This window comes from Pseudobacteroides cellulosolvens ATCC 35603 = DSM 2933 (assembly GCF_001262605.1).
GTDB classification, from domain to species: domain Bacteria; phylum Bacillota; class Clostridia; order Acetivibrionales; family DSM-2933; genus Pseudobacteroides; species Pseudobacteroides cellulosolvens.
The window spans coordinates 2,932,121-2,948,065 of the sequence record NZ_LGTC01000001.1; the positions used below are offsets into that span (position 1 = coordinate 2,932,121).

4 protein-coding genes and 1 other annotated feature are annotated in these 15,945 nt (G+C 36.5%); of the genes, 1 reads left to right on the forward strand and 3 read right to left on the reverse strand.

The annotated features are described in order from the left end of the window. Positions 1–45: 45 nt before the first annotated feature. Positions 46–95 (reverse strand) — a sequence feature (sodium ion sensor (DUF1646 type); this cis-regulatory element may regulate processes involved in with the transportation of sodium ions). A 145-nt stretch (positions 96–240) separates the two neighbouring features. From Bccel_RS11890 to Bccel_RS11900, 3 genes are all read right to left on the reverse strand, one after another. Next, positions 241–10,836 (reverse strand): cellulose binding domain-containing protein, encoded by a 10,596-nt coding sequence (locus tag Bccel_RS11890; RefSeq protein WP_036944512.1) that lies wholly within the window; start codon positions 10,834–10,836, stop codon positions 241–243. Beyond that, complete coding sequence (locus Bccel_RS11895) at positions 10,833–12,545, reverse strand: hypothetical protein (RefSeq protein WP_036944513.1); 1,713 nt, start codon at positions 12,543–12,545, stop codon at positions 10,833–10,835. The genes Bccel_RS11890 and Bccel_RS11895 overlap by 4 nt, the downstream gene beginning before the upstream one ends. 552 nt (positions 12,546–13,097) lie before the next feature. Further along, complete coding sequence (locus Bccel_RS11900; RefSeq protein ID WP_036944515.1) at positions 13,098–14,753, reverse strand: dockerin type I domain-containing protein; 1,656 nt, start codon at positions 14,751–14,753, stop codon at positions 13,098–13,100. A gap of 334 nt (positions 14,754–15,087) precedes the next feature. On the opposite strand from Bccel_RS11900, the gene Bccel_RS11905 reads away from it, so the two are divergent. Next, a complete protein-coding gene (locus Bccel_RS11905; protein WP_036944516.1) occupies positions 15,088–15,747 on the forward strand; it encodes a response regulator transcription factor in 660 nt (219 codons plus the stop codon). Positions 15,748–15,945 lie beyond the last annotated feature (198 nt).

The following is a 15,945-nucleotide window of genomic DNA, read 5'->3' on the forward strand; positions in this document are numbered from 1 at the left end:
GTCAGTATTTTTAAGCATGAAAAAGGATGGAAAACTTAAGTTATAAGCTCTCCACCCTAAAAGCCGAATTCTTGAAACGGATAAATCCGCCAACCGGAAATAATTTTACTATTTATAATTGCATTCATTATACCATAATTATATATGGTAGGCAATTATAAAATGTTGCTGATGAATCAGTAACTTTTTATATCATTTCCGAAAATATACGGCTGTTTTAATCTCATGAATATTAAGTTATTACTGCACTTCTTTTATACTGATTGTATCCATAAAGAGATCACTGTTATCCGGTATTGCATTTCCCAGGTAGAATAACAGCCTGCTGTCCGGATCTGTAACATTTGCAGTAAATGTATATGTATATGTCTGCCATGCTGTAGTCACTGCAATATTACTGCTGTTTATAGGATTTACAACACTATATACATTATTTGGAACAGTCCTTCTTATCAATACCATTCGTGGAATATTAAAAGCAGTTGTGGCTTTTGCCCTGAAAGTAAGTCTATATGTTTTGCCTGCTTCAATCCTGACCCCCATGGCATTAACATGCATAGCTCCTATTTCCGTACCCTTTGTTGTACAGTGGACCTTAAGCCCTGCCGGTTGGGTATCATAATTTACTGTATCCCTTGCAATGGTACCTGATGCACCTTTTTTGGCATCATAGTATATCGCCCAATCTGAAGTGTTGTCATTAAATGACGGATTTGACATTGATTCGGTAATTTCATTGACTATAGCCTCTTTGAAACTTACAGTATCAATATAAAATTGAGCACCGTCAGGTAAGGCATTTCCCATCTCAAAATTCAAGCGGGCAGCAGGATCAGATCCTGTAGCAGTAAGTACATAATGGTAGTTCTTCCAGGCAGTTGTAATAGCTATATTGTTTACTGTACTGGAATAGTTTGTATAAGGAGTATTGTTTTTTATTAACTTGAAGTATGGGATATTAAATGCATGTGATGCCTTTGCCCTGAATGTAAGATTATAGGTTTTTCCATCCTCAACATTAATACCATTTATCATTAATTGTATCTGGGAAGTACCTGTTCCCTTTGTCACACAGTTTACCTTGTAGCCTGCCGGCTGTGTGTCGAAGTTTACTGTATCCCTTGCTCCAGTGGCGACTGCACCGCTTGTTGTTGCCGACCAAACTATCCAGTTTGCCGCATCGTATGTCAATGATGTATTTGCAACTAGTTCTGCCGGTGCACTGACCTCAGTAAAGCTAAATGTATCAAGATACAAAGTTGCACCATTCGGTATTGCATTACCAATTAATAAGTTGATTCTAGCATTGGGTTCTGTCGTATTGATTTTGAAAGTATAGGAATAGGTCTTCCAGCCGGTTGTCACTTGTGCATTCTTAGCTACAGCATAGAATGTATAGGGAGATACATTTTTTATCAAAGCAATTCTGGGAATTGTAAATACTGATGTAGCTTTTGCTTTGAATGTAAGATTGTAATACTTCCCTTTCTCAATTGAAGTATTTGTATATACCTGTATGCTGTCATCCTTTGTCCCTTTGGTTATGCATTTTACAGCAAATCCTGCCGGGGCAGTATCGAAATTTACCGTATCCCTAGTCCATTCTACAGATGCACCTGCAGCAGAACTAGCAAAACAATTCCATCCCGAAGTATTGCTGTCAAAGCTCATATTGGCAAGCTGAGATGAGGGCTCAACCCCCTGTATAAGGTTACCCGACTGGTATACAGTTATTTTATTGCTGTCAACATAGTCTTTACTTACACCGTCAAATGAATAATCATTTGTCTGGGTGTAGAAAGTCCAGTCTTCTCGATTGAATCTGGCCTTTACTTCAACATTCTCACCCGGTTTAAGTATTGGAGTAGTTGTCTGGAATCCTATCTCAAGGTAATAATCCGCCTTATCCTTAGGTGAACCCATCTTAACAAAGGTTCCTGTGACATGTGGGCTTATAGGTGTCCAATCGCAGGTGAATTTCTGCGGCACATCCTTATCTACCGTATAATAGTAGCGAAGCTTTAATGTATTTAGGTCAACATTTTCTGTACCAGTATTGATTATCTTGAATGTAGGTGTAATATTATTGTTCTGTGCATCAATAATCTGGTTGTAGAACATAGTCTTAATTGATGAATATCCGTAACCGTATACATTGAAATCCCATAATGAATAAGGATTTGAATTTATACCTCTTAGTGTGGCTTTCATTCTTACATACCTTGCCTTAACCGATGAGAGCCTTATTTCATCAATTCCACCATCTCCGGATATTGTTGAATACACATCTCTCCATGCCATATCGTCATTTGATACTTGTATCTTGTAGTACTTGGCATGATAATCCTCTCTCCAGTTAAGCCGTACCTTTGCGATTTCATATTCCCTTCCGAGATCAACCCTGACCCACTGGTTATCACCATGCATAGAAGTCCATTTGGTGCTGGAGTCTCCATCAACGGCAAATTTTGTTGCATTAAGAGTGTCAAAAGTTGAGCTTGCAGTTATTGGTTTATTTAAAGCCAGGTCCATAGGAGCTCTTTCGGTCCTTACAACAATGCTTGCACTTGTTGCAAGAAGAGTTTTTGAGGAATTATACGCCTTAATCTGGTAGGTATAATCCTTGTCAGGAACAAGTCCTGTTCTTGTATAGTTCTTTATACCCCATAATGTACTTATCAAGGTTGTTCCTTCATAAACCTCATAGTAGGAAACTCCTGTAACATTTGGTGTATTCCATCCAATCGCTATCATATCATAAGCGACTTGAGTAGCAAATGGTGCAAAATTAGTTGATCCCGGCTTACTTGATACAACAGCTATAACCCTTGCCTGGGGAACAACTTCCCTCAGCTGGCTTGCACTCTGCCACTCAAGCTTTATGGCACCGCTTCCGTCAGCTGCATACTCAACAATTATGTCGGCAGGTTTTCCTGCTGTAAGCGTGCATTTTCCGCTTAAAGCACCCTTACCTTCAGCTATCAACTTGCCGTCAACCCAAAGGGTTGCCTTTCCGCTCGGTACTGTAAGGTAGAATGTATGCTCCTCAGAGTATCTTGCCTGGAGCTTGCCGGACCATCTCATTGAATAAGTAGAATTGTTAACCAATCCACCTGCCGGTCCTTTGGTTGTAAAATCGAAATCAACAACCGGATCCACAGTTGAAAGCCTTGATTCTGAAAAATACTTGCTATCAAAGTATTCTGCCATAAAACCATTATTGCTGTCAGGATAAGTTGATTCATTATACTTAACTGACTTGTAGGCAGTTTTGTATTTTTCACCCTCATAAATATATTCATACTTGATGTTAAGCTTAGTAGTGTTGTTAATATCACCTATGTCAGCCTGGTAGGTATTTCCGTTTTTAACCATATCATAAGTTTTTGAAGTTACAGCAGCAATATCGCTTAATGTTACCTTGACTGTTGTAGGTATGATATCTTTATTGTCAACCTTTATACCTGTAAGGTTTAGTTTTACTCTTCCTGTTGCACTATCCCTTGTAAATGAATATTCCAATTGACTTTCGACAGGGTTCTTGGTTTTATAACTTAACTCTTTTTTAGTTGAAGTAACAGTATCAACTCCAGAACCATAAGATAGACTATAAATCAGCCTTGAGTCCTCTACTAATTTACCTAGGTTAACTTCCCAACTATCTCCGTTTTTAACCATAGGCACCTTTACTTCAGCTTCATTACCCTTTTTATAAGTAATACTCATAGTATCAGGTTTAAATGGGTTTATAACATTAACTTTGAGTAATACATCATTATTATCCTTTTCAAACAGCTTAACCTGATACAAGCTATCTGTATTTTCGGGATTTTGATACTCTACCTTGTATTCATAGATCGGTGTTGTAAATGAAGCTCCGGTTATTACATAATTGAACTGGTATTTCACCATAGTTCCACTGTTTACCATCCCAACATCAATAGTCCATCCATCACCTACCTTTACAGGTGTTCTGGTTATGGACGTTCCATTAACTTCAAGTTTTGCAATCTGAATTGAGGAAACATTTGCACCCTTTACTTTTATATAAAGGTTCCTTCCTGACAGAATTACCTGTCTGGATAGATCTTCTGCTGCGTTTCCATTATCGACTACGTACACAACAATTTTCTTCTCTATGGTGGTGTTTGGATACATTACTTTGGCGTATGCATAGTATTCTCCAGGTTTTGTTGATGCAGGTACAGTAATCTTGACCTTACCCTGAGAATCAGCCGAAGTAACCAGATATGTTTGCGACGAAGTCAATACAGGTTTTCCATTGTTGTTAACATTGATATAAGTAGATTCTCCAGGTGCTAATATAACACTTATTGGAGCTGTATCAAAATTAGGAACAATTCCCGGTGGCACTACTGTAAATGGAACTGATGTTGGTGAATAAATAGAACCGTTCCTGGTTCTTAAATCACCTGATAAAGAACCGTCAGGTACAGATACGGTTAATTTATTTTCAGTCCTTGACACGATATTCAATGTTTTTACCATACCTGAAGGTGTAGTTATTTCTACAGTAGTCTGGGATGTAAAGCCTTCTCCGTATATATCAAATACATCACCAACCGAAACCCTTTTATTTGATACCGATGAAATATCCGATGCAATGTCTGATGATGTAACAGTAACAACAAAGCTTCCCACATTGCTGTAAGCACTTTCATAAACACTGTCCACAATACTTACTGCTTCAAACTCTATATTATAATCTTTATCTTCGGCAGTAGAAGGCACAGTAATCACAGCCTCAATTTCCTCATCCATTACCACCTGACTTTTATTAAGCTTTACTATAAAACCTGCCGGACTGGATTTAACCTTGATTCCGGCTGTTCCTTTAAATCCGGTCTTGGAGTCAAGTCTTGCATAGAATTTTCCTGTTGCACCCTTCTTGATTTTACCTGTATCTCTTGCCTTTACCCATTCAAAATCAGACTTGACTATCTTGATTTTTTCACTCCATGTCTGGGTATTTACAGTCCCTGACGCAAGTACAGGTCCTACAACTTTAAGGGTATATTCTCCAACTGCAATACCCTGCGGAATCTTGGCTGCAATTCTTCCAATGCCGCTTTCATCAGGAATTATTTCCAATGCCTGTTCCACATTTGCAGAATCAACAAGTTTAACTATACATCCCTTCAATAACTGAGTTCCGTATACATCTAAAACTCCTCCAGTCATCGAACTGAAAGTATCCTGATTTATGCTCTTTAAACTCAAAGCCGGCAATGTGAACTTGCAAGGAATTGTTATTTCTTTATAATTGCTTGGGTTACTTGAGTTATATACACTTAATGTCACTGACAACGGTGTGTTTGCATCTGCCATTGCCTTTGCCTGTGCTGCGTCTACATTTGCAAATAGAGATAAATTAAAGTTATATGCACCTGCAGCAGTAGGTGTTATGTAATCACCTGCATCTACACTATCATCTCCAAGCTTAACGCTTATTGCATCTCCCAACAGACTTTTTGAACCCAAATCAACATTGCTTTTTGTGACGCTCTTTACCTGAACCAGTATTTTAGACTTGTCCAAGGTATTATCCAGTGTATTTATTATAATCTTACCTTTGGTGCTTCCTTCTACTGGTATCTCAACTGGTGATGCCATGCCGCTTGTAACACTTGCAAGAATATTGCTTGTTGACCTTTGGAGCCATACATCAACCTTGTCCGACTCTGGTCCTAATGTAATATTATTGCTTATAGTCTCAAAACCAAGCTTGCCACCAAAGTCATATATAAATCCTTTGCTTTGATCAATGTATTTATACGGAACAATATAGACCGAAAGCATTGTAGGCTTGTATGATGCTTCCCCATTTGTAACCGATAGGTACTCTGTGAATTGCCCTATTCTTGCTTTTGTCATGTTACCGATATTGATTTTTCTTGTTCCCTTATATACTCCGCCAACATAGCAGTCTGCAAATATCATATAACCATCTGCCGATTTTGTAGTGCTCTTGAAGTTCACATCAAGATTATACATATATATCGGTGCAGTACCGTAACAGGTAGCAAATGCATCGGGTTTTGGTACTTTCTGCATTGTATTATTTATAATGTCAAATTTCTTGATAGTACCGTTTTCTTTATACTCTTCACCGCTTGTAAAATCCTCAGATCCGCCTTCTGTTTCAAAAAGATCTCCATCCTTGCTTAAAACAACTTTGCGATCCAATTCTGCCAACAAGCTGTATGTTCCGCTTCTCATTATAGTTGTATCTATTACAACAGTAAATTTGCCGTCACCGCCTATCGTTATGGACTTAATTCCATCCATATCCTGAAGGTTTTTACTTGTGGCAACAATTCTTTCACCAGGCATTACATTGTCCCCATCTGTTTTAGGAGCATTTTTCATAAGAAGTGTAACATTCTGTTCACCGGCTGCATACTGCTTAACCTGGCCTGTTACAGTGAGCTTGTTATTTCCTCCATCAAAGGATGCACTGTTTATAACAAGTTCGGGGTCACTTAATTTTGTAATAAATGCTACATCAACAGCTTCTTCGCATCTTACTTCAATTACCCAGTTACCCTTTCCCTGATCTGCTGTCCCAAGAAGAGGCAAGTCTATTCCAAGTAGTGTCGATACTCCAATTTTACCGGTATCAACCAGTTCATTGTTAACTTCTATTACCTCGTTCACTTCTTTTGTATCGGTACTTATGGCTGCATGAGTAAGAGGTATATTCGTGCCGTTTAAGGATATTGTTATGTTTGGAACACTTTTATCACATGATGCAGATAATACTATTTTTTCAAGCGTATCCTGATTGTTAAATTCTATCCTAGTACCAATCTTTTTACCATTACTGTCTTTTATATCAAATGATGCTTCCTTTATAAGTCCAAAGAAATTATCACTGTAATTTTGCACCTTAAGACTTCCGCCAATAGCTCCAAGGCCTGGTATAGTGATACTGCATGCTCCGCCGAATATGCTGTAATCCCTGTCGCCTATAGTTTCTGTGCCAAAGGTGGCCATAAGGTTATTTATTCCGATTCCGCCTATATTAATCTCGGGTATTGTTATTGATCCTCCGCCTATTGACACATCATCATTGGTTATTTTTACATCAGTAAGCTCTGCACTATATCCGCTGGCAACGGTAACTGATGCACTCTTAACGCTAATGTTGAATTTATTGGAGTTATACCCTGCGTAGAGGTCCACGAGAGTAATCTTGCATATATTCATGTTAAAAAGATTGTATACGCAAGCACCTGGTAATTTAGCACCTCCAACTTCAAATCCCCATGATGAACCGAAGATAGCCCTAATATAATCCACCTGTACAACAGGATCTGTAAATTCTTCTTTCATGTCCGCAGCTTTATAGAATTTTATGCCTGGAATATCTTTTGGCAATGTAAATGTGGGTTTAACAACCTCTACTTTTTTGTCATTAAAATAGAATGCTATTCCCTCTGCAGCAACCTTTAGTCCCATATTAAATTCAATCCGCCTATTGTACTCCAGCTTGTCCAAGTTTAGGCTTACCGAAGGATTGCTTAAATCCGCCACTGTCAAGGAAACATTTTCTGCACCGATAGTTGTGTCATTTTCCAACGGTAATACTTTTTTCACATTGCATATAAGCTTATCTGCAGATATGGTCATGGTATATTTACCTGTGTCTGGTGCCTTATAAACATCAACCGCTAGAGTAGTAATGGATACAAACTCCTTAAAAAGGGTAAGGCTTGGCACAGTGCATTTTATAGTTCCCAGACCGGTTATGGAGTTCATATCAAAGCTGGCTTTACTCTCCATTCCACCATCTCCAATATTAGGAAACTTCACCATAACATCTGTTGCTTTAACAGTCCATCCGGCAGATGAATTATAAGCAAGGGTTATTCCGTCTTTGGCTGCATCAATTATCATATTGTTATTAAACAAGCTGACACTTCCGCCAATACCGCCCTTGATGTCCTCAATGCCATTATCTGTTAGTGCAAATTCTTTAATTGTAAATATTACATTTCCGGCACCAGGTATGTTTAAAGTGGTACCCACATTTTCAAATTCAAATGTACATTTTCTTGGAGACTCAAGAACGTTATCCTTATAAACAGCACTTTGAAATTTAAATCCAACTTTACTACTTCCAGGAGTTGCACTTAAATTAATGCCTTTAATAATAAGACCGTTTTCAAGTTCTCCTTTGGCTTCTACCATGAAGTTTCCATCAGTATCTACCCAAAATTTTGTTTCTATTTGTGTTTTTGCATCATCAGGCAACTCCAGTGTCCCATCAAACATAAATGAAAAATTACCTTCTTTAACCCCACCGGTAAAAACAGTTTGCTTTCCCGTTTTTGAATTTACTGCTTTAATATTCAATCCTCCAAAAACTTCAACATCCTGTTTTAATGTTACCTTCAACTCACACGCCTTAATTAAATCTTTCAGACTTGAGGCTTCCTTATTTATTGTAAGGCTCTTAAATTCTACAGTGCATTTTTGATCCTGTGATGTCTTTAATCCTTCAAAAATACAATCATCTGCAAAAGTAAATCCTAAATTTTTTGCCGTTATGGTAGCTGCATCCATTGTAAGCTCTGAAAATGATAATTCGCCAAATTTAGGGATTGCAAACCTTACTTTTGCTCCATCAAAGGTATTTATCCTGATATCATAATCATCAGTAACCTTTTTCCTGTAAATATCATATTTAAATCCACCGCTTAAAGATATATCACTAATCTTATTATATCCAGTCATCTTTTTACTTGCCGAGAGATATCCATCAAGTAAAAATCTTGACGAAGCACTAACATATATATGACTGTCCTTGATATTTATAGATAGTGAGCAATCTTCCTGCTCCCCAAAAATCTTAAAAATTGCATCCGATGTGATGGACAATGATTGATCCTGGTTTACAATTGCCTGTACACTTGATATGTTCTGGCCCATATCGAATATATCAAATTTAGCCTGTTCAAAAACCACATCACTAAACATTGCATATGAAGAGTTTCCATATCCTCTTTTTAAATTAATATCAATAGAAGATTCAGGTTTTGTTGAAAATATCTTCTGGCATTTATGCCATCCATTATATTTATATACAGGACCTGTGAGAATTGCGTTAAAATGTGCCTGTTTTACCCTTCCACTCTCATCAAAAACAGGAGTATCCGCCGCATTCATTTGAATTCCATCAATCATTATATTTGATGGGTACTTTATTATTTTACTATTCACAGGATTTGATTCATCATACTGGATCTTAAAGCCGTTATACTCTATAATTTTTTTATTATAGCTTGAATCAAGATTTGCAGTAACCTTAAGCTTGGATAACTGTATCTTCCCTGCACCTGTATCCGATAATACAAGCAATATATCGTTCTTTGAACCAGGCATCAAATACTTTTTTTCAATAATAATTGATTGAATATTTGAAGCCAAACCATATGCTACTCTGCGTCCATTAACATATACGGCTAATTTGTCATCAATAGTTATGGTACTAGTCCCGTCACCGCTTATAACCAAGTTTGATACATTATCAGGAACATCAATAGATGTTGTAAACAAATACCTTTCAACCCTTGTACCTCCGCCTATAGCATCAAAATTTTCTGTAAATGGTACCCAGAAATTTGAAGTACTAAGGGATGGGATATCCAGGGTGTTTATGTCTGTATCATCAGTAATAGTGATGACTTTATCTTCTGCATCCTTAAACTTATCATGCACACTGACTTTCGACATGTACCACATTGGTTGAATTTCTTTTTTAACAAGTATGTTGTCAAACTCCGCAGAGCCGCTGGCTGTGGCCGTCCCACCGACCCAATAACCGATAAGTCCGCTGCTGCTGTAGTTCTCTGCAAAATCCACAAACACATCATCTATGTACAAAGCCATCTTACTATCTTTAACAGTTATTTTAATGTTGTACCACTTTTCCAGGTCAGTTGATACGGTAAAACTTTTGCTTTTCAACTTTGTTTTCTGACCTGATACCATATTTATGGAGAATAATTCTGCAAGCTTGTTTGTTCTGTCAAGGCTCCACAAATACATGTTTGTTCCGTCATTTCTAAAAAGCAATCCTGCTGTTCCAGCCTTTGGCTTAACCTTGCCTTCAAGAGTATAATCCTTGTAATCGAAGCTGTTTAACTTTTTATTAATGTTATATTCAGAACTGTTTGCAGATGCGTTAACTGATATTCCAGGAAAATTGAGACTTCCAAGTACTTTATTCCAGAAATTAAAAGAATACGCATGAAATTGCTCCTGGAAAACTATATTTTTATCGACCCTGTATATATCCCACATAGCATTACTGCCATTGGGTCTTGTAATGACAAATTCACCAGTTATGGTGCTAATTCCCAATACAGTACCTGTTCCTGAATTAGGACCAACCCAGTCAATCCAACATGTGCCTTGCATCCCTGCAGATGTTATTTTCCATTTGGAACCGTCCAAATTGGAAGATGTGGCCTCAGGAAGCAGCTTTACAGTAAAAGTTGATGAATCTCCTACAAGAATCCTTCCGTTATACTTTATCCTTACTGTATCATCTCCATTGGATATTATTTGAAATACACCTTTTTCTGTAATATGAGCATCATAATTATTTCCGCCATACCCAAGTGTCAACTTCTCATTATCCTTTGAAGCAGACATCCAGCAATCTTGTCTTCCGTTGCTTCTTGCAGCATGGTTGGCAAAGGAATAGCTTCCATCTCCATAACTTGCTTCAGTAGCAAATGAATTTACTGTAAATACATAAAAAATCGAAAGAAATAGAAGTGCAAAAATCAATAATAGTTTTCTCATTTTAATGGCACCCCATTTCTAATTGGATGGTCTTTGAAGTACTGACCACGGTTCCATTTTATTGTTACTCCATCTGTTGTTTCAAACTTGTATGAACCATTTTGAAGAGATATTACAGCATACTCAACCTCCGGATACCCTAAAGCATCACATTTTATTGACTCTACCAATGGCACTGACGCAATCTGTTTATCAACTGTATTTAACCCCTCATATAGGGTAAGCCAATGAAGAATCCACTGCTTGTAAGCACCTGGATTGTAATACTCTGTTCCCTCTTTCTTTAATTCATTTATTTCCGGAATAACATCCATCATTCTGAATCCATACCCATCTTGTCCCTGGGATTTTCTCATCAATTCATCGAATGCTTTTATATCTAGATTATTTAAATAGTTCGCAAGATATTTCTTCTCATTTTCTTCAATTTCAGAAGGATTGTTTCCAGCTTCCAAAGAAGCCTTTTCCAACTGTATATTTAATAGTCGATTATTTTTTGTAAAACTATAGGTTACTATATATTTATTAGTGGTACTATTTAGAGCATATTCTACATTCACAAGTCCTAAAGATTCAGGTGTAATTGTATAAGTTCCATAGGATCTCTGAAACCTGTATAGCCTGTAACGAGATGGATCGGAATTTGAGGATGTGATTTCAAACATTGAATCAAAGATGTTTTTTTCATTGATTAGGACTGTTGTATAAGCTAATGTGTCATGGTTTATTCTATCAATATTATCTGCAGGTTTTGTGCAATGCTCATTGAATTTTTTAGCATTTTCATTCATAGTTACCGAAAGCAGTGCCCTTTTTTTAGCAAAATTTATATAGTCTTTTGACCAATTCAATGAATTATAAGAACCTGATACGCCAAAAACACCTTTGATAAAGTGATTTAAGTTGGATGTAAAATAGTTTCTCCAATCAAGTGCACTTCTTAAATTGACAGCATAGCAGCTTTTTTGCAAAATCCAGTCTGTACCCGATTCATTATCGTATAAACTGGCTAGCTCAACATCATTATTTGGAGTATCAGTATATATCTTGTCTCCGTTACTATGGGAAGCTACAAATAACACTCCCCCCGTGGCTCTATTGTATTGTTCATCTCCCACTAAAGAAGTTATAGAACCTCCTCCAAAAACCTTTCGGAATGAAAGCATTTCCTTATCATTTATAAACTCCTTAATGGCTGTATAAGATATAGTGCTGTTTGCTGTTTCCTTTGTATCAATCATGTATCTGATTTCTTGTAGTTTAAATACAGCATTTACGCCATCTTTAAAAGGTTTTACTTTTATGACCACCGTATTTGAGTGAGTAGGCATTGAGTATCTTTCTGATAATAAACCACCATCAGTTTCAATGTCCTGCTGATCTACAAGATAACCCTGATCATAAAACTCCAGCTTGATGCTTTTCATGTCATATGAAAAAACTTGAACTCCCCTGATAAGTGAATTTGCATTTCCCTCAATATACACCTCATACTTTTCTGTAGAAGCAGTTGATGTAGAAAGCTTTTTATAGTTTGGACTCGGTATCGGTGATGCTTTTGCCACAAGTGTAATTTCATAGTTTTTGACTTTTCCATCGCCAATAATTGGATCTTTTAAAGTAACCGACTTTGTTTCAGCAAATACATTAGCTCCTATAAGCAACGCAAAAATTGCTCCAAGTAATGCGATCTTTAAAAAAATCTTCATTCTTTGTTTTCCCCCTTTTTAATGAATTTTAATTTCTGCATTCGTAAATATTAATTTCTATTTCTTCACACCCCTCCCTCACTTTGTATAAGGAGATTTCAAAAATTTCCTTGGTCAATTTTTTAATGTTGGAGAGTAGTAAATCAATATTTTTTAAATCTCCAGTTGACTAGTTATTTTTTTGGAATCACCTAATTTAAATGCTGTACATTACTCAAAATCATTTACGCACTATCAAATTACTACTCAACCACCCCCTGTTTTGTCTCCCCAAAACAGCAGTGCAACAATATTTCTAAAAATGTCATGTTAATTATACATTACATTTGTAAATCATTTTGTCATCACTTTATAGCACTTTGTCATATTTTAAAACCTAACTAAAGCCCCTCATAGTTCCATGTCAGTGGTATGAGGAGCCAGACATAAAAAATCCTCAATGGATATAAATCCAAAGAGGACTTTCATGTTATAATTAGAATTATTATTCAATATAGTTTTTCCTAAAGCTGACAACCCACCAAAATCGGAGTTATATTTTGAATCCGCTTCTTAATAAGCTGTCAATAACTCGGTATTGTCAATCCACATCATAAGGTATGGATTTTGTGCATCCTTCTCCTTCATGATAAGCATGAATGGGCTGTCAAACACATAGTTTTTAGGATTATATACCGATATAGGAGCCACTATATAAGCCTCCGATGCCAACGCAGCACCTGTCTCATCAAGCTTGAACTTTACACTCTGGTAAGCCGTACTGATAAAATAGCCACTTGCACTTGGATTTAGAATTGCCCTGCCTTCAAGCTGAGTGTAATTATGTCCTATATTGAAGTTTAAGACTGGAATCATCAAAGAATCCCTTGGATCCATACTAGAAGCTGCTGAAGTTGTTACACGATCCATTACAGATGTGTAGGTCTTATATAAAGTCTCTTCTTTTGGCACCTTTGCAAGTATTATTTCATCCTTTTCCGATTGCCCTAAAAGCTTGATTATAAAATCATCGTTATTTTTAAAGTTATACAACTTTATTTGTTTTTTCAGATCATCAAATTTCTTGGAAAAAGAGTTAATTCCAAATGCCTTTACGTCACTCTTCAAGCCATCTCCCTTGAAATTCAAAGGATCTTTCATAACATCAAATGTTTTGGCAAAACTCAGTGTCTTATATAAATAAGCATATGCAATCATATCGCTAGGTGCCAGTTTTAAATCCAAACTTGGAGGTTCAGGAAACCTTTCTTTAAGCTCTTTATTTATAGCATCAACAGTATTCTGACCGTAGCCGGCTTTGGTAAGGTAGCTATCTGGTGACAGTGAATTTACAATGGAAAATCCCCTATTTAATACGTCAACCGGTGTCAGGTCCCCGCTTAAAGAAAGTTTATCTCCAACCAGACCGCTTAACCCATCCCAAGCCATCTGGAATGTTGGACAAAATATAATATTCTTACCTGCTGTTATCTTCTCTTCTGAGTTGAAGCTTATCGTAGTAGCTTTAAGGTTTCTTGAATCAACCAATGGTGCAGATGTAGCTGATGCGGGAACTGACGCTACAGTTGTCACATATGGAGTCGGTGTGTTTGTTGGCGTGTTTGTTGGTGTGTTTGTTGGTGATGGAATCCATGACGGCTCTATATATTCTCCCCCATCAATTGCTGGCATTCCATAGTCTCCTGATGATTTGTTGAAATTCTTAGCCACTATTACCACATCGGTCATATTTACTGTTTTATCGGAATTAATATCTGCAGCATCATTAAATTGGATACCGTTTAAAGTAGAGTTAAATGCTTTTGCCATCATCACAATATCATTCATATTTATTGTATCGTCGCCATTTACATCACCTGCATACAGAATCAATGGGGCATCTGCTGTTCCAACGGTTGCGTTGCTTCTTATTTCCAAACCTTTTATATACCTCGTCAGATACCCTTTTTTTGATATTTTGATTGTCTTTGTAAATACTGGTGAATCATTATTTAGCTTATAATATCCATTTGCATTTGTGTAAACTGCAAGCCTATTCTCCACTTCAACCTTAAACCCTTCTCTTGAACCATCCGGATCTGCTGCCACATATCCGTCAATCGCAGGTACTACTTGTACTGCATGGTTAATTGCAACAATACCTGTTGAGCACGCCAAGGCTGCTGCCATAACAATAAGAAGCTTTTTAATATTGATACGCTTATTCATTTTAACCCCTCCATCAATAAAAATAATATAATCTTACATTGTGTTAGTATTATTCTATAATTTCTTTCCGTTTCTGTCAACCATGTTTTACAATTATGAGTTATATATTTTTAACACATATCATACCATTATTAAATATTATATCTCAAATTTTCATAGCACTTTGTCACAATTTTTCAGCACTTTGTCATAATTTTATTGTTATATCAAAAAAACATATGACAATCGTCAAATTTGAAATTAACATTAACATGACTTTTTGATATACTAATATTATCTAAATTCGACATGTTTTTTATTTGATTTGGGAGATGAAAGGTGCGATAAAAAAGGTATGATCAAGGTACTGGTTGCAGATGATGTTGCTATTCTTAGAAACAGTATAAAATTTATGTTAGAGGTAAATGAAGATATTGAAGTTGTTGGAACAGCTTCAAACGGAAGGGAAGCATTTGAAAAGTGCTCGGAGCTAATGCCCGATATAGTGCTTATGGATCTTAGGATGCCTGATGTCGACGGTGTTGAAGGGACAGAGCTTATTAAAGAAAAGTATCCCCAAATAAAAGTAATGATATTGACTACATTTAAAGAGGAAGAAGATATTCAAGCTGCAATCGGAGGCGGAGCTGACGGATACATACTTAAGGATATAGAACCTGAAGAGCTTGCAGCAGCTATCAAAAATGCCTATAAAGGGTTTTATACAGTTCATAAAGATGCTTTCGAATCCATAACAAGAAAAAGCAAAAAAAACAAGCAGGAAATCAATCCAGTTAAAGAGCTTGTTGACCAAGACGGCAAACCCCTTTTATCTTTACAGGATATTGAAATTATCAGGCATCTGGTCAATGGTAAAAGCTACAAGGAAATTTCAAAAGTAATGTATATTTCCGAAGGCCACATCAGAAACCAGATATCAAAGATCTTGAGAAAGCTGGATCTTTCAGATAGAATGCAACTTTCTCTTTTTGCTGTAAAAAACAAAATTATATGAATGTTACAAAATGCTGCTGAAATCATTACATTTGGCACTTGAAAATATATATAAAAAGACGTATAAATAAAATAAGGTATGAATGCAAAATTATTGATTTTGTTTATGTCTGGAAATTAAAGTGTATGCCGCACCGCAATTTCTCGTTATTGCAATAATTTAAAAATGATTATTGCAAAACATATAGTAAGGAATAGA